Annotated in this window: 20 protein-coding genes; 6 read left to right on the plus strand and 14 right to left on the minus strand. The window is 60.8% G+C overall.

Annotation, left to right across the window (positions count from 1 at the left end):
* The first annotated feature begins 457 nt into the window (after window positions 1-457).
* The 3 genes from IFT47_RS13050 to IFT47_RS13060 are packed head-to-tail and all read left to right on the plus strand — an operon-like array spanning window position 458 to window position 5,801.
* Window positions 458-1,597: an efflux RND transporter periplasmic adaptor subunit gene (locus IFT47_RS13050; RefSeq protein WP_192173032.1), complete on the plus strand. Its 1,140-nt coding sequence runs from the start codon at window positions 458-460 to the stop codon at window positions 1,595-1,597.
* Window positions 1,594-2,664 (plus strand): efflux RND transporter periplasmic adaptor subunit, encoded by a 1,071-nt coding sequence (locus tag IFT47_RS13055; RefSeq protein WP_192173031.1) that lies wholly within the window; start codon window positions 1,594-1,596, stop codon window positions 2,662-2,664. Before IFT47_RS13050 ends, IFT47_RS13055 begins: the two co-directional genes overlap by 4 nt.
* Window positions 2,661-5,801, plus strand: a complete 3,141-nt coding sequence (locus tag IFT47_RS13060) for an efflux RND transporter permease subunit (RefSeq protein WP_192173030.1) — start codon at window positions 2,661-2,663, stop codon at window positions 5,799-5,801. The genes IFT47_RS13055 and IFT47_RS13060 overlap by 4 nt, the downstream gene beginning before the upstream one ends.
* Before the next feature lie 72 nt (window positions 5,802-5,873).
* Here IFT47_RS13060 and IFT47_RS13065 read toward each other — a convergent pair whose 3' ends face one another.
* Window positions 5,874-6,320, minus strand: a complete 447-nt coding sequence (locus IFT47_RS13065; protein ID WP_192173029.1) for a hypothetical protein — start codon at window positions 6,318-6,320, stop codon at window positions 5,874-5,876.
* A 259-nt stretch (window positions 6,321-6,579) separates the two neighbouring features.
* Between IFT47_RS13065 and IFT47_RS13070 the strand changes: the two genes are divergently transcribed.
* Window positions 6,580-8,832: a glycoside hydrolase gene (locus tag IFT47_RS13070; RefSeq protein ID WP_192173028.1), complete on the plus strand. Its 2,253-nt coding sequence runs from the start codon at window positions 6,580-6,582 to the stop codon at window positions 8,830-8,832.
* 43 nt (window positions 8,833-8,875) lie between these two features.
* Here IFT47_RS13070 and IFT47_RS13075 read toward each other — a convergent pair whose 3' ends face one another.
* The 13 genes from IFT47_RS13075 to IFT47_RS13135 form a co-directional block, all read right to left on the minus strand.
* Window positions 8,876-9,502: a class I SAM-dependent methyltransferase gene (locus IFT47_RS13075; protein ID WP_192173027.1), complete on the minus strand. Its 627-nt coding sequence runs from the start codon at window positions 9,500-9,502 to the stop codon at window positions 8,876-8,878.
* Between the two features lie 238 nt (window positions 9,503-9,740).
* Window positions 9,741-10,385, minus strand: a complete 645-nt coding sequence (locus IFT47_RS13080) for a methionine ABC transporter permease (RefSeq protein WP_122536756.1) — start codon at window positions 10,383-10,385, stop codon at window positions 9,741-9,743.
* Complete coding sequence (locus IFT47_RS13085; RefSeq protein WP_192173026.1) at window positions 10,375-11,505, minus strand: methionine ABC transporter ATP-binding protein; 1,131 nt, start codon at window positions 11,503-11,505, stop codon at window positions 10,375-10,377. Before IFT47_RS13085 ends, IFT47_RS13080 begins: the two co-directional genes overlap by 11 nt.
* Window positions 11,506-11,507: 2 nt before the next feature.
* Window positions 11,508-12,302 (minus strand): MetQ/NlpA family ABC transporter substrate-binding protein, encoded by a 795-nt coding sequence (locus IFT47_RS13090; RefSeq protein ID WP_192173025.1) that lies wholly within the window; start codon window positions 12,300-12,302, stop codon window positions 11,508-11,510.
* 237 nt (window positions 12,303-12,539) lie between these two features.
* Window positions 12,540-13,907, minus strand: a complete 1,368-nt coding sequence (locus IFT47_RS13095) for an LLM class flavin-dependent oxidoreductase (protein WP_192173024.1) — start codon at window positions 13,905-13,907, stop codon at window positions 12,540-12,542.
* Complete coding sequence (locus tag IFT47_RS13100; protein ID WP_407073236.1) at window positions 13,907-15,112, minus strand: SfnB family sulfur acquisition oxidoreductase; 1,206 nt, start codon at window positions 15,110-15,112, stop codon at window positions 13,907-13,909. The genes IFT47_RS13095 and IFT47_RS13100 overlap by 1 nt, the downstream gene beginning before the upstream one ends.
* 37 nt (window positions 15,113-15,149) lie before the next feature.
* Entirely contained in the window at window positions 15,150-16,391 is a 1,242-nt protein-coding gene (locus tag IFT47_RS13105; protein ID WP_192173022.1) for an SfnB family sulfur acquisition oxidoreductase, read from the minus strand.
* Window positions 16,392-16,528: 137 nt separating this feature from the next.
* Entirely contained in the window at window positions 16,529-16,669 is a 141-nt protein-coding gene (locus IFT47_RS13110; RefSeq protein ID WP_192173021.1) for a hypothetical protein, read from the minus strand.
* Window positions 16,670-16,879: 210 nt separating this feature from the next.
* Window positions 16,880-17,614: a hypothetical protein gene (locus IFT47_RS13115; RefSeq protein WP_192173020.1), complete on the minus strand. Its 735-nt coding sequence runs from the start codon at window positions 17,612-17,614 to the stop codon at window positions 16,880-16,882.
* A gap of 572 nt (window positions 17,615-18,186) precedes the next feature.
* Window positions 18,187-18,930, minus strand: coding sequence for an L-cystine ABC transporter ATP-binding protein TcyN (gene tcyN / locus IFT47_RS13120; protein ID WP_192173019.1), 744 nt, complete (start codon window positions 18,928-18,930; stop codon window positions 18,187-18,189).
* A gap of 3 nt (window positions 18,931-18,933) precedes the next feature.
* A complete protein-coding gene (gene tcyL / locus IFT47_RS13125) occupies window positions 18,934-19,602 on the minus strand; it encodes a cystine ABC transporter permease (protein WP_133775647.1) in 669 nt (222 codons plus the stop codon).
* Complete coding sequence (tcyJ, locus tag IFT47_RS13130) at window positions 19,599-20,396, minus strand: cystine ABC transporter substrate-binding protein (RefSeq protein ID WP_192173018.1); 798 nt, start codon at window positions 20,394-20,396, stop codon at window positions 19,599-19,601. The genes tcyL and tcyJ overlap by 4 nt, the downstream gene beginning before the upstream one ends.
* A gap of 230 nt (window positions 20,397-20,626) precedes the next feature.
* The gene (locus tag IFT47_RS13135; protein ID WP_192173017.1) at window positions 20,627-21,628 is read right to left on the minus strand and encodes a D-cysteine desulfhydrase; all 1,002 of its coding nucleotides are present in this window, start codon (window positions 21,626-21,628) and stop codon (window positions 20,627-20,629) included.
* A gap of 215 nt (window positions 21,629-21,843) precedes the next feature.
* Between IFT47_RS13135 and epsC the strand changes: the two genes are divergently transcribed.
* Window positions 21,844-22,788 carry a serine O-acetyltransferase EpsC gene (gene epsC, locus IFT47_RS13140; RefSeq protein ID WP_197983925.1) on the plus strand — a complete coding sequence of 315 codons (945 nt, stop codon included), beginning with the start codon at window positions 21,844-21,846 and terminating at the stop codon, window positions 22,786-22,788.
* A 492-nt stretch (window positions 22,789-23,280) separates the two neighbouring features.
* Window positions 23,281-25,275: a choline transporter BetT gene (gene betT, locus IFT47_RS13145; protein WP_192173016.1), complete on the plus strand. Its 1,995-nt coding sequence runs from the start codon at window positions 23,281-23,283 to the stop codon at window positions 25,273-25,275.
* The last annotated feature ends 39 nt before the right edge of the window (window positions 25,276-25,314 follow it).

Raw genomic sequence — 25,314 nt, forward strand, 5'->3', positions numbered from 1 at the left:
CTACAGTGGATTTGCGTGCGACCCAGATATTTGGCGCGCCGCGAACCTGTGGCATATCCCGTCGTCCAGACGACGCGCTGTCTGGCATCAAACACACCCCCTGTGGGAGCGAGATTGCTCGCGAAGGCGGCGATTCAGGCGCTAGAGATGCAGCGGGGTGTCTCGACCCCTTCGCGAGCAAGCTCGCTCCCACCATTTTTGTGTCCACAGGTAGAACTGCGGCGTTGTCATGTTCATGAGAATGATCTCGCTCACGAAGCCAGTGTGTCTGCCAACATCGATGTCACAGACTCCCCCATCGCGAACAGGCGTGCTCTAGCGTAGATTGGCGTGCGCTGTAGATGCCGGCAGAGTTCGGTGCCTCAAGGAACCCTGATGTAAGCTCACAGTCGCATGATCACATCGCAACGGCGTCCGGCGGCGCGGTGTCGCAACGGCATTGGCACAAGGAGCTTGCATGCCCGCCCAACCCCTTTTTTTTCATGGTCGTCTGACCGTTCTTTCCCTCGGTCTGTGCCTGGCCGTGCTTGCTGGCTGCGGGAAGGAAAAGCCCCAGGAACCGGTGCGCGCACGCGTGCAGGCCCAGGAGGTCAAGACGGCCGATTTCGCTGCGGACGTCGCGCTGACCGGCGATGTCCAGGCGCGGGTGCAGACCCAGCTTTCATTCCGGGTGGGCGGCAAGATCATTCAGCGCACGGTCGACGTGGGCGATCGGGTGTCGGCCAAACAAGTGCTGGCCAAACTCGACCCCAAAGACCTGCAGACCAATGTCGATTCCGCCCTCGCTGCCGTTGCCGCCGAGCAGGCGCGCGTGAAACAGACTTCCGCCGCCTTCGTGCGTCAGGAAAAGCTCTTGCCCAAGGGCTACACCAGCCGCAGTGAATACGATTCCGCCCAAGCCCAGCTTCGTGGCAGCCAGAGCGCGCTCAAAGCCGCCCAGGCGCAGTTGGCCAACGCCCGCGAGCAACTGGGTTACACCGCATTGATCGCCGATGCGCCGGGCATCATTACCGCGCGGCAGGCCGAAGTCGGGCAGGTCGTACAGCCCACCGCGCCGATCTTCAGCCTGGCCCGCGATGGCGAGCGCGATGCCGTGTTCAACGTCTACGAGTCGCTGTTCGTCAACCCGCCGACCGACCAGCCGGTCGAAGTGACGCTGCTGGACAACCCGAAGGTCAAGGCCGTCGGCAAGGTGCGCGAAGTCACGCCAGCCGTATCGGCGCAAACCGGCACGCTGCAAGTGAAGATCGCCCTCACCTCGCTGCCGCCGGGCATGGATCTGGGTTCGGTGGTCAGTGCCGCGCTGAGCGTGCCGGCCAGGACCAGCGTCGAGCTGCCGTGGTCCGCGCTGACCAAAGGCCTGGGCGATCAGCTCGGCAAGCCGGCGGTGTGGGTGGTCGATGGGGATAACAAGGTCAGCCTGCGCAGCGTCACGGTCGGGCGCTACCTGACCGGCAAAGTGATCATTGTCGACGGTTTGAAGAATGGTGAAAAAGTGGTCGTTGCCGGTAACCAGTTGCTGCACCCGGACATGCAGGTGGAGCTCGCCGACGTGTACCCCGATGCCTCGAAACAGCTGACAGGAGCCCAGCAATGAAGCGCTTGTCGGGGGTTGTGCTGGCGGGCCTGTTGTTGAGCGCATGCAGCAAGGAAGAGCCGGCACCCGAGCCGGTTCGGCCGGTGCTGTTCATTGAGGTGAAACCCCAGGCTCAGGAAAGCCTGGGTCGTTTCGCCGGCAACATCGCCGCGCGCTATGAAAGCACTCTGGGCTTTCGCGTCTCGGGTCGCATTGCCCAGCGCAGCGTCGACGTCGGCGCACAGGTCAAGAAGGGCGACATGCTCGCCGTGCTCGACCCGACGGACCAACAGAACCAAGTGCGCTCGACCCAAGGCGATCTGGCCCGGGTCGAAGCCCAGTTGATCAACGCCCAGGCCAACGCCCGTCGGCAACAAGAGTTGTTTGATCGCGGCGTTGGCGCCCAGGCCGCGCTGGATGTCGCAGTCACCGACCTGAAGACCACTCAATCTTCCTACGATCAGGCCAAGGCCGCGATGCAACAGGCCAAGGATCAGCTGAGCTACAGCGAGCTGCGCGCCGATCACGATGCCGTCGTCACCGAATGGAAGGTCGAAGCCGGCCAGGTTGTCAGCGCAGGTGAGCAGGTGGTGACACTGGCGCGCCCGGACATCAAAGAGGCGGTCATTGACCTGCCGGCGCAACTGGGTGATCAACTGTCCAGCGACGTCGTGTTCAAAGTCGCCAGCCAGCTGGAGCCGGAGATCAACACCACCGCAACCGTGAGAGAACTCGAGCCCCAGGCCGAAAGCACCACTCGCACCCGTCGCGCACGTTTGACCCTGGCGGATACGCCGGCGGCCTTCCGTCTGGGCACAGCGATCAGCGTCACCCTGAGCTCGGCGATCAAACCGCGCATCGAATTGCCCGCCACGACCGTTCAGGAGATCGACGGCAAGACGCAGATCTGGGTCATCGACGTGCAGAACCAGACCGTTTCCCCACGCGTCGTCACAGTCGTCAGCCGCAGTGATGATTCAGTGGTACTGGCCGGTGGGGTCAACAACGGCGATCGAGTTGTGACCGCCGGGGTCAATAGCCTCAAGCCGGGGCAGAAAATCAAAGTCGATAAGGAAAGCCCGCGATGAAAGGGAAGTTCAACCTCTCCGATTGGGCGATCAAGCATCAGTCTTTCGTTTGGTACCTGATGTTCGTCGGCCTGCTGATGGGCGTGTTTTCCTACATGAACCTGGGTCGTGAAGAAGACCCTTCGTTCACCATCAAGACCATGGTCATACAAACCCGCTGGCCGGGCGCGACCGTGGATGAAACCCTGGAGCAGGTCACCGACCGCATCGAGAAAAAGCTCGAAGAGCTCGACTCCCTCGATTACGTGAAGAGCTACACCCGGCCGGGCGAGTCCACTGTTATGGTTTACCTGCGCGACACCACCAGCGCTGAGGCCATTCCCGAAATCTGGTACCAGGTTCGCAAGAAGATCGATGACATTCGCGGGCAGTTCCCCCAAGGTATTCAGGGCCCGGCGTTCAACGATGAGTTCGGCGACGTTTACGGATCGATTTACGCCTTCACCTCCGACGGCCTGACCCTGCGCCAGTTACGCGACTACGTGGAACAAGTGCGCGTCCAGATTCGCGACGTGCCGGGTCTGGGCAAAGTCGAAATGATCGGCGAGCAGGACGAAGTGCTGTACCTGAACTTCTCCACTCGCAAACTGGCGGCACTGGGCCTTGATCAGCGCCAGGTCGTGCAGAGCCTGCAATCGCAAAACACCGTGACGCCCGCCGGGGTTATCGAGGCCGGTCCGGAGCGCATTTCCGTGCGCACCTCCGGCCAGTTCGCCTCGGAAAAAGACCTCGAAAACGTCAACCTGCGCCTCAACGATCGCTTCTATCGCTTGAGCGACATCGCCGAAATCACCCGCGGCTATGTGGATCCGCCCAAGCCGTTGTTCCGCTTCGACGGCAAGCCTGCCATCGGCCTGGCCATCGCCATGAAGAAGGGCGGCAACGTTCAGGAGTTCGGCAAACAGCTGCACGAACGCATGAGCGCCGCGACCGCCGACCTGCCGATTGGCGTCGGCGTGCATGTGGTGTCCGATCAGGCGCAGGTGGTCGAGAAGGCCGTCGGCGGCTTCACCAGCGCGCTGTTTGAAGCGGTGGTGATCGTGCTGATCGTCAGCTTCATCAGCCTTGGCATGCGTGCGGGGCTGGTGGTGGCCTGCTCGATTCCGTTGGTGCTGGCGATGGTCTTCGTGTTCATGGAGTACAGCGGCATCACCATGCAGCGTATTTCCCTGGGCGCCCTGATTATTGCCCTTGGCCTGTTGGTCGATGACGCGATGATCACGGTGGAGATGATGGTGTCGCGCCTTGAAAAAGGCGAAACCAAAGCCCAGGCCGCGACCTACGCCTACACCTCGACGGCCTTCCCGATGCTCACCGGTACGCTGGTGACGGTTGCGGGCTTCGTGCCGATCGGCCTGAACGCCAGCTCGGCGGGGGAATACACCTTCACCCTGTTCGCGGTGATTGCCGTCGCCATGCTGGTGTCGTGGGTCGTTGCCGTGCTGTTCGCCCCGGTGATCGGCGTGCACATCCTTAGCGAAAACGTGAAGAAGCACGACGAAAACGCCAAGCCCGGACGCATCGCCAGAGCCTTCAACGGCTCGATGTTCTGGGCCATGCGCCATCGCTGGCTGACCATCATCATCACGATTTTGCTATTTGCCACGTCGCTGTTCTGCATGCGCTTCGTGCAGAACCAATTCTTCCCGTCATCGGACCGCCCGGAGATTCTGGTCGACCTCAACCTGCCGCAGAACGCATCGATCAACGAGACGCGCCGCGCGGTGGACAAGCTCGAGGCGACCCTCAAGGACGATCCGGACATCGTCAGCTGGAGCACCTACATCGGCGAAGGCGCGGTGCGTTTCTACCTGCCGCTGGATCAGCAGCTGGAAAACCCGTATTACGCACAGTTGGTGATCGTCAGCAAAGGGCTGGAAGAGCGCGGCGCGTTGACCGAGCGCTTGCAAAAACGCTTGCGTGACGACTTCGTCGGCATCGGCACTTATGTGCAGGCGCTGGAAATGGGGCCGCCGGTGGGTCGTCCGATTCAGTACCGGGTCAGCGGCGAGAACATTGATGAAGTGCGTCAGCACGCCATCGAACTCGCCACGCTGTTGGACAAAAACCAGCACATCGGCGAGATGATCTACGACTGGAACGAGCCCGGCAAAGTCCTGCGCATCGACATCAACCAGGACAAGGCGCGGCAGCTGGGCTTGTCGTCCGAGGACGTTGCGCAGTTGATGAACAGCGTCGTAACCGGCTCGGCGGTGACCCAGGTGCGCGATGACATCTACCTGATCAACGTCGTTGGTCGCGCGGTGGATGCCGAGCGAGGGTCACCGGAAACCCTGCAAAACCTGCAGATCGTCACGCCCCAAGGCACGTCGATTCCGCTGCTGGCCTTCGCCAATGTGCGCTACGAACTGGAACAGCCGCTGGTGTGGCGTCGCGATCGCAAACCGACGATCACGCTCAAGGCCGCCGTGAGCGACGACATGCAGCCGACTGACCTGGTCAAGGAACTCAAGCCCGAGATCGACAAATTCGCCGCCGGTTTGCCGGTGGGCTACAAGGTCGCCACGGGCGGCACGGTGGAGGAGAGCGGCAAGGCGCAGGGGCCGATCGCCAAGGTTGTGCCGTTGATGATCTTCCTGATGGCCACGTTCCTGATGATTCAGCTGCACAGCGTGCAGAAGATGTTCATCGTCGCCAGCGTTGCGCCGTTGGGATTGATCGGCGTTGTGCTCGCGCTGGTGCCGACCGGGACGCCGATGGGGTTTGTGGCAATCCTCGGGATTCTGGCGCTGATCGGCATCATCATCCGCAACTCGGTGATTCTGGTGACCCAGATTCATGAGTACGAGGTGGCGGGCTATCTGCCGTGGGATGCGGTGGCGGAAGCCACGGAACACCGGCGCCGTCCGATCCTGCTGACCGCTGCGGCGGCGAGCCTGGGCATGATCCCGATCGCCCGCGAAGTGTTCTGGGGGCCAATGGCTTACGCGATGATCGGCGGGATCATCATCGCGACCCTGCTGACGTTGCTGTTCCTGCCGGCGCTGTACGTGGCCTGGTACAAGATCAAGGAGCCGAGTGAGGAGGAGCGGCGCAAACATCAGGAACGCCAGCAGGAAGAGCAACACCGCCGTGATGACGATACGGACGACGGCGCGTCCTCTCCCGCGCATTAATACCTATGGTTCAGGCGGAAGCGGTCGGGTGGCCACTTCCGCTTTTTATCGGCGCACCGGTGAGGGGGGTTGTCAGGTCAGCTTGAAATCTTTGAAATGCACCTGCCCTGCCTGAGCTCTCAGCTTTGACGAATTGGAGACGGTGTGTACCTGCACGGTCACCGTAGTGGCAGGGATCGGTTTGCGGTTCATCTCGAGAGTGACTTCCGTCCACTCCTCGGTTGCTACCGAAATGTCACCAAACGCCTCGGCGCTCCCGACCGTACTGATCAGCACCCCATAACTGAATACTATGGAATCGCCGGGCTTTATAATTTCCCCGGCCCGCACATAAAAACTAAATTGGCTGGGTTTATAATTGCCCTCCGGGAGGGACTGGGACAGACCGGCTGCCTTTGCCAGCTGCACGTAGTAAACCGCCCCCTCTTTCTTGATCTCCCCAGTGACCTCAGTGGGGGTGATGGTCCAGGGTTCTAATTCGCCCGATGCGAAGTCACTGTTTTCCAATAAATTACTCATCGTCATTCCCTTGCTGATTGGCGATTGGCAGCCTGTGTTCATCAGGCAACCGGATCGTGGTTGGCACTCATGGCGCGGGTCCAGTGTGTGCGCGGGGACAGGAAGGGGCTACTGTCAGAAATGACAGTCCCGGACCCCCGTCAATTGAGCGAGCATTTGCGAGGTGGGGCAAGGCCAGTCGTGATTTAGGAACGGTCCGACAGACACTCGTCGGTCCCTGCCTTACTGTGCCCCGCTGAATCGCTTCGCGGGGCTCGACATGTCTTTTCCCTTGGTACGCTTGTGTGTCTGCCTCTTGTTGGGCTGGATGCTCCCATTCGGCAGTTCGGCTGAAACGTTGGAAAACGACTTCTGGCGGGTGGACGTTGATCCGCACACACTCGCGGTCCGCGTCTCGCCGAGCGGGCAATCTGCTTTGCAAGCGTCAAGCGGGGTCAAGGCGCATCGCGTCAGTGAGCTCAAGACTTCGCAGAACTACCTCGCGTGGCAGTGGGACGAGGGCGCCTGGCATCTCGAAGTCCGGCTGCAGCAACGTGACCTCTTGCTGACCATCAAGGCCCGGAATACGGGGGTACTGGAGTTCCTGAATCAGCCAGGCGACGCCATGGGCAAAGCGCTGATCTGGCCGATGGCCGAGGGGCATTATGTCCCTCGGGGGAACACTGTCTGGCAGCAGTTTCTTGCGACCCAGGGCGAGATCAACACCACACAGGACTTGAGCCTGCCGCTGTGGGGCATGGACCACGGCGCATTCACCCTGACCTGGCTGTTGACCCATCCATTCAACAACCGCCTTCGTTTGCATCCCCAAGGTGACGCCCTGGGTTTGTCCGCCCGACATGAGTTCACGGCGCTGGATGTCAGCACGCCAATGACCTTTCGCCTGTCGCTGGATGCCGCCGATCCGCTCGCTGGCGCAAGGCGTTACCGGCAGTGGCTCATCGACAATGGCGACTATCAGACGCTGGAAAGCAAGTTCGAGAAAACCCCAGAGGGGCGCAAGCTGCTCGGCGCCGCTCACCTGTATCTGTGGGGCAACGACCTGTTGGCCCTTGATGATATTCAGTCCTGGGGGCGTCTGACTCAGGTACTTGCGTCCGACGACCCACTGGCTGTGCAGTTGCGCAACCGGCTGGATAAAGAAGCGCTGGTTTTGCTGAGTGGCAGCCAGGGACAATTGCAGCGCTGGCAACAAGTCGCGCTGCTGCGCAGTCTCAACAGGGCGTTCAACTCTGTCGCAAGACAAGCATGGCAACGTGATGCCCAGCCCGACGTGTCGCGGTTGACGTCGCGTTACGGTGAGCTTCACGGGGAAGTCGCCCGTCTGTTTGCCGGCGCCCTCGCGGATGACCCGTCGACATGGGGCGGCGCGCTGTCCCTCAAGGGTATCGAGAGCCTGCAAGCATCTGGTTTGCCACGACTGTGGCTGGGGCTCGGCGAAGGTTGGGAGGGTGGTCTCTGGCATCCCGAAGCCGTTCGCGCCGCTGTGCAGGCGGGGTATCTGATTGCGCCCTATGACTCCTACGAAACGGCTCTGGCGACCCATGAAAACCCGGACTGGGTGACCGCTCACCTGGGCAGCGACGCACACCGTCAATGCGCCATCGTGCTGAAGGACGGAACGTTCAAAGCCGGTTTTCAACAGTCCGGGCATTACACCGATCCGCGTTGTGTCCGGCCGTTAATGGAGGCGCGGGTTACGGCTGTCCAGGCCGCTGCCGGTTTCAACAGCTGGTTTCTGGATGCCTATGCCACGGGGATGCTGTTCGACAGCTATCGGCTCGGCGCGGCCATGACCGAGATGCAAAACGCCGCCGCTAATGTCAGTGCTTCGCAGTGGGTGGCTGAAGCCCGAGCGCTGCCCTCAGGTTCCGAGGACGGCAATGCCGTCGCCGCCCAAGGCATCCTTTTCGCCCACGGCATGCAGACGCCGGTGATCGGATGGGGTGATCCGGAGCTCAGCCAGCACAAGTCCTCCCGCTGGTATCTGGGCAGTTGGTACCCGCCGGAGCAGCCGGACGTGTTCTTCAAACCGGTACCGATCAAGGAGCCTTATCGCACCATTCACTTCAATCGGACGACCCGCCTGCCGCTCTATCAGACCGTGTTCCATGGATCGGTCATCACAACTCACCACTGGCTTTTCGACAGCCTGAAACTGGTCAATGTCAGGCAGGAGAACGAGCTCGCCCAGTTGCTCTACAACGTGCCGCCGCTGTATCACCTGAGCAGCGCGACGCTGGGCGAACGGTTGCCGGTGATGCAGCGTCAGGACCGGTTTTTCCGGCCACTGCATGAGCGCCTTGGTACCCAGACAATGACGGCGTTCAGTTGGCTGACGCTTGATCGACTGGTTCAGCAGACCACCTTCACGGACGGAACCAGACTGGTGGCGAACTTCGATGGTGGGACCCGTGAGGTAGGGACGACCCGGTATGCAGGGCATAGCGTGACGGCGGTTGCGCCTGACGGAGCGGTCAGCGTCTATCACGCAACAGGCGAGGGCGGCTGATGCGCCAGGTTTTCCGAGTCTCGCTACGGGAGACCTGCAGCGGTCAGACCTTGCGCCACACGCTCGCCAGCCATGGCTGTTGATCTCTCGGTAATCCCGGCGGTCGGTAGTAATGCTCGACTTCGGTAAACCCGGCCTCGGTCAGTAACGCGCTCCACGACTCCAGATCATGGAACGCGCCATAGCGCTCGCCTTTCCAGCCTTCCTGATTGTCACCTCGGGGATTGGAGCTGAACAGCACGCCGCCGGGCTTGAGTGCGGCGCGCAACTCACGCAGCACCCGAGGCAATTCCTGACGCGGTACGTGGAACAGCGAGGCGTTGGCGAAGATGCCGTCGAAGCGTTCTGCGGGCAGATCAAGTTCCAGGAAGTTCTGGTGCAGCACCTCGCAGCCGCTGTCGGCGCGGGCCATCTCGGCAAAGCGTTCGGAGCCATCCAGGCCAGTGGCGATGTGGCCCATGGCAGTGAAGGTCTGCAGATCACGGCCAGGCCCGCAGCCGAAATCCAGAATCTGAAACGGCGCCGGGCCTGTGATATTGCGCAGCAGCGCATCAATGTTCTGGCTCACATCATGGTCGCGGGTCCCTTCGCGAAAACCCTCGGCGACATCGTTGTAGTTGCCGAGGGTAGTGGCCGTGATCTGGGCGAGGTCGGTTTGATCAAGTTTCATGAGGTGGTTGTCTGGGCGAATAAGGCCGCCAATATACCCCGCTCCCGAATTGCAATCTCCTGGCGGGACTGCATGCCGTTGGTAGGACCGGCTTCAGCCGGGAAGAGGCCCGTGGCAGCGCCATCAATTCTGCAGGGTGGCGCCTGACGCTTTCCCGGCTAAAGCCAGTCCTACTGAATGAACGCATGCCGATAGTGGGACCGGATTCAGCCAGTCCTGCAGGGAAGGCGCCCTTTGATCAGCGCTTGTTCAGTCGCAATGCCAATCGATCCCCGCCCAACTGAATCACCGCTACCAGGATCACGAGCAACACGATCACGGTGAGCATCACCTGCGTATCAAACCGCTGATAACCGTAGCGATAAGCGATGTCGCCCAGGCCGCCCGCGCCGATGGCACCGGCCATGGCCGACGAATTGATCATTGTCACAATGGTGATGGTAAATCCGCCGACGATGCCCGGCAGCGCTTCGGGCAACAGCACGTGCCAGACGATGTGCCACCGGCGGCAGCCCATCGCTTGTGCCGCTTCGATCAGGCCGTGGTCCACCTCGCGCAGGCTGACTTCCGCAATACGCGCGAAGAATGGCGTCGACGCGATGGTCAGCGGCACCACCGCCGCCCACACGCCGTAGGTCGTGCCGACGATCAGCCGCGTGAACGGAATCAGCGCGACCATCAGAATCAGGAACGGCACCGAACGAAAAATATTCACGAACGCGCCCAGCACCCGGTTCACATTGGGCGCCTCAAAAATGCCTCCCTTGCCGCTGGTGACCAGAATCACCGCCAGTGGAATGCCCAGAATCAACGCAATCAGCGACGACACGCCCACCATCAGAAAGGTGTCGATGACGCCCTGCCACAGACGATCAAGCCACATAACCCAATACCTCCGCGTGCTGCGCGTGTTTGCGGGCACGATTGAGCAATTCGTCCGCCGACAGCGGCGAATGACTTACCGCCAGCAGCAGGTGACCCAGCGCACGCCCCTGAATGCGTTCGACGCCGCCATGCAGCAGGCTCACCCGCCCGCCAAATGCATTGAACAGTGCCGACAAATCAGGCTCCTTGCCGTCGCTGCCGGTGAATTGCAGGTCCAGCACAACGCTGACGTGTTGTTCGGATGGCTGCGGCTGCAAGCGCGCCTGCAAATCCTCCGGCAGCGCATGTTGCAGCGGCGCCAGCAGCGTCTTGCTCACCTCATGTTGTGGATTGCCGAACACCTGCCAGACCGGGCCTTGCTCGACCACTTCACCTTTTTCCAGCACCACCACCCGGTCACAGATCTCCCGGATCACCGCCATCTCGTGGGTGATCAAAATGATCGTCAGGCCCAGGCGCTGATTGATCTCGCGCAGCAGGCCGAGAATCGATTGCGTGGTTTCCGGATCGAGGGCCGAGGTCGCCTCGTCGCACAGTAGAATCGCCGGATCGTGAACCAGCGCCCGGGCGATGCCGACGCGCTGCTTCTGCCCGCCTGACAATTGCGCGGGATAGGCGGTGTGCTTGCCTTCCAGCCCCACCAATGCCAGCAGCTCGGCGACTTTGCGCTGACGCTGCGCCTTCGGCACGCCCGCCACCTTCAGCGGCAGCTCGACGTTCTGCCACACGGTCTTGGCCGACATCAGATTGAAATGCTGAAAGATCATGCCGATGCGTCGGCGCAGCGCCACCAGCGTGTCTTCGTTGAAGTCGCCGATGTCCACCTGATCGATCAGCACGCGTCCGCTGCTGGGTTTTTCCAGACGATTGATGGTGCGAATCAGCGACGATTTGCCTGCGCCGCTGCGGCCGATGATGCCGAAAACCTCACCGCGCTGGATATCCAGATCGATGCCCGTAAGCGCCGGCACCGGCCCTTGCGGCCCTTGATAGACCTTGCCCAGATTGATGAAGCGCACATGGGCGTGTTGCTTCTGCGGGTGCAGTTCGGCTTGCTCGGCGGCATGGGGAGCTGCAGCACCCTCAAGCGCCAAAGTGCGTTGCGCGGATGCCGTCATGATCAGTTCTTCCAGCCAACCTGATACAGCGAGCCATTGACCTTATCCAGCGAGGCTCGCACGACCGGCGAGTGTTGGTAGATGTCGATGAACTTGGCCAGACGCGGGTCATCCTTATGGTCCGGTTTGATGACGAACTGAATCACGTACTCCGGGTGATCGAGGCCGTCGAACAGAATCGCCGAGCCGGCATCGAAGGTCTTCGACAGACGAATGTAGGCCGGGTAGCCCTGCACCAGATCGGCATCGTCATAGGCGCGCACCAGTTGCACGGCTTCGACCTGAATCAGCTTGATCTTCTTCGGGTTGGCGGTGATGTCGTCTTCGGTGGCCTTGTAGCCCACGCCCGGTTTTAGGGTAATCAAGCCGGCTTTGGCGAGCAGCTGCAGGCCGCGTCCGCTATTGATCGGGTCATTGGCGATTGCGACGGTGGCGCCGGTTGGCAGCTCATCGAAGCTTTTGTACTTCTTCGAATACAGCCCGACATTGTTGATGATGCCCGGCGCGTACGGCACCAGATCAAAACCCGACGCCGCTTTGGCGTTTTCCAGAAACGGGATGTGCTGGAAGTAGTTCACGTCAATGTCGCCAGCGTTGAGGCTGACGTTGGGCGCGATCCAGTCGGTGAATTCCACCAGCTCGACCTTCAGGCCTTGTTTATCGGCTTCGGCGACGGCCGCTTCCAGCGGGATGGCGAACGCCGCCGTGGTGCCGACTTTGAGCGGTTGATCGGCAGCGTGGGTGACGCCGGCAAACAGGCCCAGGGACAGCGCGAGGGTGAGGAGGGTTTTGGTCATGGCGGGTAATCCGGGTCAGTGGTCTGGTTTGAATACTTGGGTGTCTGTGAAGCCGTCTTCGCGAGCAAGCTCGCTCCCACAGGAACCAAAGTCGCTCACGTCATGTGGATAAAAATGCGGCCTTTGTGGGAGTTCATTCCGCTGCCTACGCGCCGCGCTGTCGCGCAGGCAACACGGTCCATGTGGGAGCGAGCTTGCTCGCGAAGGGGGCAGTTCAGACATAAATGCATCGCTGACTCACGCTTGCGATCTTGCCCTGTAGCTCGCCCCCGCATGCCGATCAGGCAGTTTTGCGTCACCGCCCTCGAACAGCTTCTCGCGCAAGGTGCCGTGCTCGTATGCGGTCTTGTATGAGCCGCGCCGTTGCAGCTCGGGGATCACCAGATCGATGAAATCCTCGTAGCTCTCCGGGGTGACGATGCGGGTCAGGTTGAAGCCGTCCAGGCCGGTTTCGGCGATCCACGATTCCAGCTCGTCGGCGACCTGCTCGGGCGAGCCGATCAGCGTGATGTAACGGCCGCCGAGGGCGTGTTGATCGAGCAGCTTTTGGCGGGTCCAGTCGTTGTTCTTGAGGATCTTCGTGGCTGACTGAATGGCGTTGCCTTTCACGTGCTGGATCGGCTCGTCGAGCTCGTAGTCGGCGAAGTCGATGCCGGTGGACGCAGCAAAATGCGCGAGCCCGGCCTCCGCGCTGGCGTAGTTCAGGTACTCCGCGTACTTGGCTCGCGCCGCTTCTTCGGTGGGGCCAACGATGACGTTGAGGCCCATGAACACTTTGATGTCATCGGGGTTGCGCCCGGCCGCCACGGCACTGGCGCGGACCTTGTCGACCTGCTCGCGGGTCGCGGGTTTGTTCTGCGCGCTGATGAACACGCACTCGGCGTTGCTGCCGGCAAACTGCAAACCCCGCTCGGAACTCCCAGCCTGAAACAGCACCGGCGTGCGCTGCGGCGACGGCTCGCACAGGTGATAACCCTCAACCTGATAGAACTCGCCGCTGTGCCGCACGTAATGGACTTTTTCCGGCTGGGCGTAGATGCGCGCCTGACGGTCCTCGATGACTGCGTCGTCCTCCCAACTGCCTTCCCACAGCTTGTACAACACCTCCAGGTATTCATCGGCCTGGTCGTAGCGGCGGTCGTGTTCGATTTGCTCGGTCAGGCCCATCGCGCGCGCGGCGCTGTCCAGATACCCGGTGACGATGTTCCAGCCCACGCGGCCGCGCGTCAGGTGATCCAGCGTCGACATGCGCCGGGCGAACAGATACGGCGCCTCGTAGGTGAGGTTGGCGGTCAGGCCGAAGCCGAGGTTTTTGGTGACCGCGGCCATGGCCGATACCAGCAGCAGCGGATCATTCACCGGCAACTGGATCGATTCCTTCAGGGTTACATCCACCGACTTCTGGTAGACGTCATAGACCCCGACGATGTCCGCGATGAACAACCCGTCGAACAGCCCGCGCTCAAGCAACTGCGCCAGCTCTGTCCAGTATTCCAGGGTCTTGTACTGGGTCGACGTGTCCCGGGGGTGTGTCCAGAAACCGTGGTTGATGTGGCCGATGCAGTTCATGTTGAACGCGTTGAGCAAAATCTTTTTCTTGCTCATCAAATCGTCCCCCGGCGTGGCGGGTTGACGTCATTGAGGTAGTAGTTGCCGATGGCGTGATACTTCCAGCGCACCGGGTCGTGCAACGTGTGGACTCGCGCGTTGCGCCAGTGCCGGTCAAGGCCGTGCTCTGCCAGCGTGGCCTGGGAACCGGCGAGTTCGAACAAGGTGCTGCCGGCTTCCAATGAGATTTCAGTGCTGATCGCCCGCGCCTCCGCGACCGCAATCGATGCCTGGGCCAGATTCTCTGGCGTGGTCTCGGCCTGGGCTCGATCCAGGAATTCCCCCGAACGTTCGAGCAGGGCTTCGGCGGCGTGCAGGCGAATGCCGAGCTTGCCAAAGCTGTGCAGCGTCAGCGGGTCATCGACGGCTTTTTCGATGCCAGAGTCGATCCAGGGCCGCGTGCGGGTGCGCACGAAATGCAGCGCGTCTTCAAAGGCCGCGCGGGCGATGCCGGTGTCGATGGCCGCATGGAGGATTTGTGCGAGAGGGCCGACGGTGGTCGGGCGCTCGAAGGCGGTCTGAAACGGCACCACGTCGTCGGCGTCAACGTACACGTTATCGAACACCACCGAGCCGCTGCCCGTGGTGCGCTGGCCGAAGCCGCTCCAGTCATCGATCACGCTCAGCCCCGTTGCGTTGGCTGGCACGAATGCCAGCTGCTGCACGCCGTTTTCATCGACCACCGAGGTCGGTATGCGTTGGGCGTAAAGCGCGCCGGTGGCGTAGAACTTGCGGCCGTTGATGCGCCAGCCGTTGCCGTCGCGGCTCAGTCGGGTGGTGCGGTCGTGGGCGGTTTTGGTACCCAGTTCAGCCAGCGCGTTACCGAAGCGCTGACCGGCGAGGACCTCGGCGTACAGACGCGCCTGCTGCGCCGGGCTGCCATTCACGCGCAGCACTTCCAGCGCGTAAAAGTGGTTCTGTGGAATTTGCCCCAGAGAGGCGTCGGCGGCAGAGATGATCCGAATGACCTCGGCCAGGGTGACATTGGACACGCCAGCGCCGCCAAAGGCCTTTGGCACGCTGATGCCCCACAGTCCCGAGCGGGAAAACGCTTCCAGTTCCTGATGGGGCAGGCGCCGTTCACGATCACGGGTGGCGCTCTGTTGTTTGAAATCTTCCGCCAGCGTGCGGGCGATACGCAGCGCCTCGGCGTCGTCACGAATGATCGCGGTCACGGCGGTCGCCTGCGTTTCACGCGGCAAGGTTTGAAGGCTCATAGGTGTGCTTCCAGTGGTCTGGTTATATCCAGGAGTGACGGGCGGGCAGGGCGCCGTTCAGGTGCCAGGCGCCGACGGCGTGGACCTTCCAGCGCACCGGGTCGTGGAGGGTGTGAACCCGCGCGTTGCGCCAGTGACGATCAAGATTGAATTCGGCCAGCGTCGCGCGACTGCCCGACAGCTCGAACAGCTTTTCGCTGGCCTGCAGGGCGATTTGCGTGGTCAGTACCTTGGCTTCGGCGACCACGATGGACGCCCGCGCCGCTGATTGTTCGTCGATGGGTTCGGCGGCGATGCCATCCAGCGCACGGCCGGCCTTGCGCAGCAGCGCTTCGGCGGCGTGCAGCTCGAGTTTCAGCTTGCCGATGTCAGCGATCACATACGGATCGTCACCGGCGCGCTCGACATTGGCGTCGATCCACGGCCGCGAACGCTCGCGCACAAAACGAATGCTTTCGTCGATGGCTTCCCGGGCAATGCCCGCATCGATGGCGGCCTGAATCAGTTGCGAGACCGCGCCCTGAATGTTCGGAGACAGGCCCAGCTTCCAGTTATCAACAACCAGTTCGCCACTCACGCGCACGTTTTCCAGCAGCACGCTGCCGCTGGCGGTGGTGCGCTGACCGAAGCCGGACCAGTCGTCGATGATGTGCAGCCCCGGCGTCCCGCGAGGCACGAACACCAGCACCTGTTTGCCGTCGTCATTGATGGCCTTGACCGCCACCCAGTGAGCGAACAGCGCGCCGGTCGAGTAGAACTTGCGGCCATTGAGCAAAAACTGATCACCGTCCGCAGTTATTCGCGTTCTGACGTCGAGGGTGTTTTTGGTCCCGCGTTCGGGGCCGCCGTTGCCGATGCGTGCGCCGCCGAGCACGCTGGCGAACAGGGTTTCTTTCTGCGCCTCGGTGGCGCTGCCGATCAGCGAGTTGAGAATCCCGAAGTGGTTTTGCGGAATCTGGCCCACGGCAGGGTCAGCCGCCGAGAGGATGGCGAAGACCTCGGCCACGGTCACGAACGATACCTGCGGCCCACCGTATGCGCGCGGTACCGAGATGCTGCCCAGGCCACTGCGGCTGAACAGCTCGATTTCTGACCAGGGCAGTTGCCGCTCGCGGTCTCGCGTGGCGGCATTCGGGCGCACGATCGCGGCCAGTTCATGGGCCGCGGCAAGGGCATCGGCGTCGTTGCGCAGTACGTTGGCAGGGAGCAGGGGAGGAGCTACGTCCAGGGTGTGCTGGACAGAAAGGGCGTTCAGATCAGTCATGGTGGTGACCTTCACGAGCGCGAGCACTGGGGTCGTTGTGCTTGACCATTCGAACCTCGAATCAATACCGCGATAGCGGCGGGAAAATTGACGATGGTCCGGTGGTCCGGTGCATATACCCTAAGCGTGTATAAACATTAAATAAACTCACATTTAGGAATAAGCATAGAAGGCGAAATGGCGGCTGCTGTCGCCAGCGCCGTGGCTTGCGTGTAGGTCAGGCATGAACCGAAGGCCAGCGCCAGAATCATGTACTTGACCAAATGTCTGAAGGGCATGGCGAACACCTTGTGAGGGGTTTCACCGCAGGCTAGCAGCCCGTTCCCGCGTATCCAGGGGGAAGCTGTAGGACGCTGATGGAGATGATGTGGGAGGTTTCTTCTCTGTGGCTGATCCGTGGCGCCGTTCACGATTGCAGCACGCCAGGCGGCAGACGTATCGCGGCGCGCCGAGGGTGCGCCGCGACAGCGTCTTGAGCGGGGTCGATATCAAGCTCCGACCTCATCGGTCATGTCGGTCGATACCTTGATCAATCGCGCCGGTGCCCAGCGCGAGTTATTGCCGACGCGGTCAATCACGCAATAGCTCACCTCCAGGTGCGGATCATCGCCCGCCTCGCGCACCAATTCTGCTGGTACTTCAACCACGATGGGCAGGCCGACGTCTTCTTGGGTGAGCGCTGGCAGATCCAGACGCATGTCGCCCCAGCGAAGGGTGATTTCATCGTAGGCATCCATGTTGGGATAAGCGTCGAGGGTGAGCTGTACGCCCTCATCGAAGTGGCGCGCAGTCAAACCGTCCTGCATGACCGACTCGGCGAACGTCACCGGTGCCAGTCCCTGATTCTCATCGCCCTCGCCGCTGACCAATTGACCGCCGGGAATCTCCAGTTTGACCCATAGCTTGGCGCCGGGAGATTTAATGGGTTCGCTGCCAATTTTGGTAACGCGATAGTAGGTTTTCACTTTTCCACTTCGAAGAAAACTTTCGGGTACATGTAGGACGGATGTATGCCCGATGTCGGACTCCGATAAAAGTTTTGAGGCGGCATAACAGCCTCCCCAAAACAATTCGATCAAATCACCGCAGTCCATCTCTGGCCAGGGGTCGATGTGCACTCGCAGATCGGCCGCCGCCAGGGCGCCAATCCCATGCTTGTTCGACTGCGGAAGATACGGCGCCATCAACTTGAAAGACTGAGTCATTACAGGGATACGGATCATCTTTTAATACTCTTCGAATGCGTGCCTGGATCAAGGCAAGTCAGGTGATTAATTCATTGCAACTGCAGCGTGAAAACGACTGGCACTAGTACACGCCGGGATGCATAGACATGGCAAACATTACAAACGGTGGTAATTAGTGGGTTGCTGTTCTGGAAAAAGAATAAGCCGAGAGCAATTTCAGCTAATTGTGTTGCGGTGTTTGTGTCAACGGTAATTAAGTTTTTAAAGTGTGTGTAACGCAAATGCAGAATTTTCCTACAGTTGAGCGTTGCTTATGGGGAGGGGGGTGCGACTGTGGTCCTACCTGAGCCGCCGGGCGCGCCGTATTCCGCAGTCAGCAGGCTAATGAAAAGTGTCAGCGACAGTTATTTGTGGGCGAGGAAATGGTCAATCAACGTTGCGGGGAAGTAGAGACAGTGAGCGCTGTTCGTATTGAAAAAACAGATAGATTGATGACGGCTAGCCGGCGTTGAAATAGTAGGACTTTTAGTGGGTCAACGCTTTTCTAAATATGAACGACAAAGAAAACGGCGCCTATTGGCGCCGTTTTAAACACATAACGTGTCGGACTAATTCCTGCTGCGCTCAAGAAACTGCCTTGTGCGTTCTTCTTTGGGGTTGGCGAACAGCTCTTTCGCTTCGCCCTGTTCAACGATGACGCCCTTGTCGATGAAGATCACCCGGTTGGCGACGTCCCGCGCGAAGCTCATCTCGTGGGTCACGATCACCATTGTGCGTTTCTCCAGGGCGAGAGCGTGAATGGTATTCAGCACCTCGCCCACCAGCTCGGGATCGAGCGCCGACGTCGGTTCATCAAACAGAATGACCTCCGGCTCCATGGCCAGCGCCCGGGCAATCGCCACCCGCTGTTGTTGACCACCGGACAACCGACGCGGATAAGCGTCTTCTTTACCCGCGAGGCCGACCTTCGCCAGCAGCGTGCGGCCCAGCTCGATGGCCTGTTCGCGCGGCATCTTCTTGACCACAGTAGGGCCTTCGATGACGTTTTCCAGCGCGGTGCGGTGGGGGAACAGATTGAAGTTCTGAAAGACGAACCCGACATGCTGGCGCAGTTGCCGGATAAGACCCTGCTGCTGGCTCAACGGGCGGCTCAAATCGACTTTGATGTCGCCCACGACAATGCTGCCGCTCGTAGGCACTTCCAGCAGATTCAGGCAGCGCAGCAGCGTCGTTTTACCCGAACCGCTAGGGCCGATGATCGCTACCACTTCGCCCGGCTCGACCGTCAGGTCAATGCCCTTGAGCACTTCGTTGCCCTTGAATTGCTTGGTCAGTTTTTCAACCGTGATCATGCCTCAGGACTCCACATCGTGGCGGTTGGCCCGTGCTTCCAGGCGATTTTGAAAATGCGCCAGGATGCTGCACAGCACCCAATAGATCACCGCAACGGTGAAATACATGGTGAAAATTTCCAGCGTCCGCGAAGAGATCAGCTGCGCCTGGCGGAACACTTCCGGCACCTGAATGGTGGCGGCCATCGCCGTGTCCTTGACCAGTGAAATAAAGCTGTTGCCCAAGGGCGGCAACGCGGTGCGTGCAGCTTGCGGCAGGATGGCGCGGCGCATGGTCTGGGCGCGCGTCATACCAATGCTCGCAGCGGCTTCCCACTGCCCTCGGTCCACCGAACCGATCGCGGCCCGAAGGATTTCGCAGGCATACGCGGCCATGTTCAGCGACAGGCCGATCAGCGCTGCGGTGATCGCATCCAGTTCAATGCCCAGGTCCGGCAAGCCGTAATAGATCATGAACAGCTGGACGAGCAGCGGCGTGCCACGGAAGAACGACACGTAAACCCTGGCGACGGCGCTGATGACCCAGATCTTCGACAAACGCATCAGTGCCAGGCCGAAGCCCAGCACCAATCCGAAAAACATCGACCCCAGGCTCAAGCCCACCGTGTAATACGCGCCCTTGAGCAGGAAGGGCGCGGAGTCCAGCGCGAGCTGAAGGCTCTCTGGAATCATTTGGTCACGTCAGCCTTGAAGTACTTGTCCGACAGCTTGGCGAGGGTGCCGTCGGCGCGCAGCTTGTCGATGGCCTTGTTGATCGCGTCCAGCAGTTCAGGCTCGCCCTTGCGCAGTGCGATACCGGATTCCTGACGGGAGAACGGTTCGCCGGAAACGGCCAGCTTGTCCTTGGTCTTGGCGACCAGTTCCAGCGCAGCGAGACGGTCGACGAGGATGGCGTCGATACGGCCGACACGCAGGTCCTGGTATTTGGTCGGATCATCGTCGTAGGTTTTGACGATGGCATCAGGCACGTTGGCTTTCAGCCATTCTTCGTAGTTGGTGCCCAGGCCGACGCCCACTTTCTTGCCTTTCAGGTCTGCGGCCGTTTTGATCACGCCGACGTCTTTGGTCTGCACCAGCGCTTGAATGCCCGACACGGTGTAGGGTTCGGAGAAGTCGTACTTCTTTTTACGCTCGTCGGAGATGGTCACCTGATTGACCACGACATCCAGACGCTTGGACTCCAATGCCGCCAGAATGCCGGCCCACGGCGTGGCTTGCAGCTTGACCTTGACGCCCAGTTCCTTGGCCAGTGCTTCGGAGAACTCCACTTCGAAACCGGTCAGCTTGCCGTCTTCACCCACGAAGCTGAACGGGGGATAAGTGCCTTCCAGGCCGACATTAAGGGTTCCGTTCTTTTTGATGGTTGCCAGTTGATCGCCAGCGACAGCCTGGCTGACCAGACCCGTGCCCAGCACCAGGCTAAAGGCCGACAACAGAAAGGTGCGGCGGATTGCAGACATGTTCATGAAAGTCCCCTGTTTTAATTGGAATGTCAGGCAAGTATCAGACCCGACGAAGCTACGTTGGCATCACGCGTTTATCCAGCTTTTTCAGTCGCCTGCAACGCTCTGCACGCCGGCTGGCGGCGATCATAAGACTCGAGCCCAACGATGAAAAATAATAAAAAGCGGATCGGTTATCAGTTTCTGGAATATGGCGTTCACGCGACGGTTTGCGTGGCAGCGGGACGAAGGCCCTATCCCGCCGAAAAGACGTCTTGATACGCAAACAAAGCTGGCGCGCCGCCGGTGTGGAGAAAGACGATCGGGCCGTCTTCGAAGCGCTGCCGGCCAATGCCGTCGAGCAGTCCAGCCATGGCTTTGCCGGTGTAAACCGGATCCAGCAACAGCCCTTCATGGCTGGCCACCAGCCGGATTGCCGCCAACGTCCCGGCATTCGGCTCGCCGTACCGTGGGCCGAAGTATTCATCCCACAGCTGCACCTTGAATGCGGCGGGCAATGATTCGCCCAGCAGTTCGACGGTTTGCTCGGCCAGGCGCTGAACCTTGGGCGCCTGGGTTTCTTCCGGACGCGATACGGTCACGCCTATCACCGGAAGCTCAGGCAGTTCTTCCGCCAGCGCCAACGCCAGGCCGCTGTGGGTGCCGGCACTGCCCGACGCGAGCACGACGGCCGCGAATGACAGGCCGCTTTGCTTGATCTGCTCGGCCAGCTCAAAACCGGCCTGCACATAACCCAGCGCGCCGAGGGCATTCGAACCGCCGATTGGCACCAGATAGGGCCTCTTGCCGCTGAGGCGAAGTCGGCTGGCCAGGGCTTGTAACTGGTCGTCGGCGTTGTCGAGGTTCTCGACCAATTCGACCTTGGTATCGAACAAATCCAGCAGCAGGCGATTGCCGTTGCCCAGGTAATTGCTGTCGTCGGTTGCAATCGGGTTTTCCAGCAGCGCCACACAACCCAGGCCGAGGCGGGCGGCGAGGGCAGCCGTCTGACGCACGTGGTTGGACTGAATGGCGCCCGCAGTGATCAGCGTGTCACAGCCCTGAGCCAGGGCATCGGCCGCGAGGTATTCCAGCTTGCGCAGCTTGTTGCCGCCCATGGCCAGCGGGGTGATGTCGTCGCGTTTCACGTAAATGTCGCGCCCGGCCCAGTTCGAAAGGCGTTCGAGCTTTTCAAAGGGCGTCGGACCGCCGAGCAATTCCAGACGATTAAAACGGGCGAGCTGTTGTTTGATCATGGTGGCGTCGACAGGTCTGCAATTGAGTCGCAGGACTATAGGCAGACGTTTCCCACAGGGCAACCGCCCGGCGTCCTCCATCCCCTGCACAGAAGCCCCACGAAAATAGTTATTTTTTTGCCGCGAAGGGATGTCGTAGAGTGATTCCACTTCGGCCGTTACAGCCTGACTGGCCGTTGAATTGAGGAGAAATCTGCGTGAGCACTATTCCCGACCTGTCCCCGGAATCCTGCGCCGAGGGCGTGACCGGCCACTGGCAACTGCAGCGGATTGTGGGCGAATTGCGCGCCGCGCGTGATGACTGGCGTACCAGCAACGGCCGAATCAGCGGGGAGAAGGGCGGCCGCGAGCTGCCTTCCCGCGAGGCCATGCGCGACATTCTCGATGCGCTCTGCGGCGCGCTGTTTCCAATGCGGCTGGGGCCGGTGGACCTGCGCGAAGAGAGCGAGGACTTCTACGTCGGCTACACCCTCGACGTGGCATTGAATTCGCTGCTCGATCAGGCGCGGCTCGAACTGCGCTACGCCGCCCGCCAGAAAGGCCAGGATGCCAGCTGCGCGGATGTGCATGCGGAACGGCTGATTCAGGATTTCGCCAGCGCACTGCCGACGATTCGCCGCGTCCTCGACACCGACGTGCTGGCGGCGTACCACGGTGACCCTGCCGCGCGCAGTGTTGATGAGGTGTTGTTGTGCTACCCGGGCATTTTGGCGGTGATTCACCATCGTCTGGCCCATCATCTGTACCACAACGGTTTGCCCCTGCTGGCGCGCATCAGCGCCGAACTGGCCCATTCCGCCACGGGCATCGATATCCATCCCGGTGCGCAGATCGGCCCGAGCTTCTTTATCGATCACGGGACCGGCGTGGTCATCGGCGAGACCGCGATCATCGGCGAGCGCGTGCGCATCTATCAGGCCGTTACCCTCGGTGCCAAACGCTTCCCCTCCGATGAAGACGGCCAATTGCTCAAGGGCCATGCCCGTCACCCGATCGTCGAAGACGATGTAGTGATCTATGCCGGCGCCACGATTCTGGGGCGCATCACCATCGGCAAGGGCTCGACCATCGGCGGCAACGTGTGGCTCACGCGCGGCGTCCCGGCGGGCAGTAACGTCAATCAGGCGAGCCTGCAGCATGAGGATGGCTGTCCGAAGTAGCCCGTCATATCGCAAATTTCAGGGTGAGCACACTGGCCTCTTCCCGGCTGAAGCCGGCCCCACTAATTGACCGCATAGCTCTTGTAGGACCGGCTTTAGCCGGGAAGGCGTCAGTCGTTATGTCGCAAATCTTCGGGTGAGCACACTGGCCTCTTCCCGGCTGAAGCCGGTCCTACTAATTGACCGCATAGCTTTTGTAGGACCGGCTTTAGCCGGGAAGGCGTCGGTCGCCATACCGCCAAGCCTCCATAATTTTCCAGCGCATTGAAAACCCTACCGAACCCACGGAACGAAAGGCTTTCGTCGTCCGTCCTACCCTCGCCTGATTAAGCGTCACGCCACCGTGCATTAGTCTCCGGCCGTCTATTCGTGCTTTAATTGAACGTTCAATCAAGTTAAACCGGTGGTTCGCTGCCCGCTGATCTCAGGAGGCCTACCTTTGCCGCATCTACGTTGCATGATCGATCCCCTCGCCCGCGCGGCGGTATTCATATGAATAATTCAAGCGCTTCGAACAGCTCGCCTGTTCGCATGAACGGCCCTGTTTTCTACTTCGCTGCCAGCTTCATCCTCATCTTCGGACTGGTCGTGATCGGCTTCCCGGAAGCCTCAGGGGCCTGGTTGCTCGCCGCGCAGAACTGGGCCGCCAACACCGTTGGCTGGTACTACATGCTGGCCATGACCCTGTATCTGCTGTTCGTTGTGGTCACTGCGCTGTCCGGCTACGGCAAGATCAAGCTCGGCGCCGACCACGACGAGCCCGAATTCAGCTATCTGTCCTGGGCCGGCATGCTGTTCGCCGCCGGGATCAGCATCACGCTGTTCTTCTTCTGCGTGTCCGAGCCGCTGACCCACATGCTGCAGCCGCCCCAGGGTGAGGGCGGGACCACCCAATCGGCACGTCAGGCCATGCAGCTGCTGTTTCTGCATTGGGGCCTGCATGGGTGGGGCGTTTTCGCCTTCGTCGGTATGGCGCTGGCCTACTTCGCCTATCGCCATAACCTGCCGCTGGCGTTGCGTTCGGCGCTGTATCCGTTGATCGGCAAGCGCATCAACGGCCCGATCGGTTACGCAGTCGACGGTTTCGGCATCATCGCCACCATCTTCGGCCTCGGTGCTGACATGGGGTTTGGTGTACTGCACCTGAATTCAGGGCTCGACTACCTGTTCAACGTGCCGCACACCCAATGGATTCAGGTCGGTTTAATCACTCTGATGATGGGCGCGGCAATCCTCGTAGCCATTGCGGGCGTCGACAAGGGCGTGCGGGTCATGTCCGACATCAACATGCTGCTGGCCTGCGCGCTGCTGCTGTTCGTGTTGTTTGCCGGACCCACTCAGCACCTGCTCAATACGCTGGTGCAGAACATCGGCGATTACCTCGGCGCGTTGCCGGTCAAGAGCTTCGACGTCTATGCGTACGATGGCCCGAGCGACTGGCTGGGTGGCTGGACCGTGTTCTATTGGGCGTGGTGGATTGCCTGGTCGCCGTTCGTGGGTCTGTTCATCGCGCGTATCTCCCGTGGTCGCACCATTCGTGAATTCGTCTGCGGCGTGCTGCTGATCCCGCTGGGCTTCACCCTCGCGTGGATGTCGATTTTCGGTAACAGCGCCATCGACCTGGTGCTGAACCACGGCATGGCTGCGTTGGGCCAATCGGCTATCGACGATCCGTCGATGACCCTTTACCTGATGCTGCAGACGTACCCATGGAGCCGGACGGTCATTGCCGTGACGGTGTTCATCAGCTTCGTGTTCTTCGTGACTTCGGCCGACTCCGGCACCGTGGTGCTGTCGACGCTTTCTGCCAAAGGCGGCAGCCCGGACGAAGATGGCCCGAAATGGCTGCGTGTGTTCTGGGGCGTGATGACGGCGCTGATCACCAGCGGCTTGCTGTTCTCGGGCAGCATCGATGCGCTGAAGTCGGCGGTGGTACTGACTTCGTTGCCGTTCTCGCTGATTCTGCTGCTGATGATGTGGGGGCTGCACAAGGCGTTCTACATGGAGTCCCAGCGCCAGATCGCCCAGCTGTATTCACTGGCACCGGTCTCCGGATCCCGGCGTGGTGGCTGGCGTCAGCGTCTGACTCAGGCCGTGGCGTTCCCGTCCCGTGATGAGGTTTACCGCTTCCTCGACCAGACCGTACGCCCGGCGATTGAAGAAGTGACGGCAGTGTTCGTCGAGAAGGGCCTGACCGTCGTGACTCAGCCGGATCCGGCCAACGACACGGTGGGCCTGGAAATCGGCCACGGTGAAGAGCGTCCGTTTGTGTACCAGGTGACCATGCGTGGCTATTTCACACCGTCCTTCGCACGCGGCGGCATGGGCTCCAAACAGCTGAACAACCGCCGTTATTACCGCGCCGAAGTGCACTTGAGCGAGGGCAGTCAGGACTACGACCTGGTGGGCTACACCAAGGAACAGGTCATCAACGACATCCTCGACCAGTACGAGCGCCACCTGCAGTTCCTGCACCTGGTGCGTTAAGACTCTTTCTTTTGTAGAAAAAACACGTGCCCGCAAGGG

Source organism: Pseudomonas sp. CFBP 13711 (genome assembly GCF_014842265.1).
In the GTDB taxonomy this organism is placed as follows: domain Bacteria; phylum Pseudomonadota; class Gammaproteobacteria; order Pseudomonadales; family Pseudomonadaceae; genus Aquipseudomonas.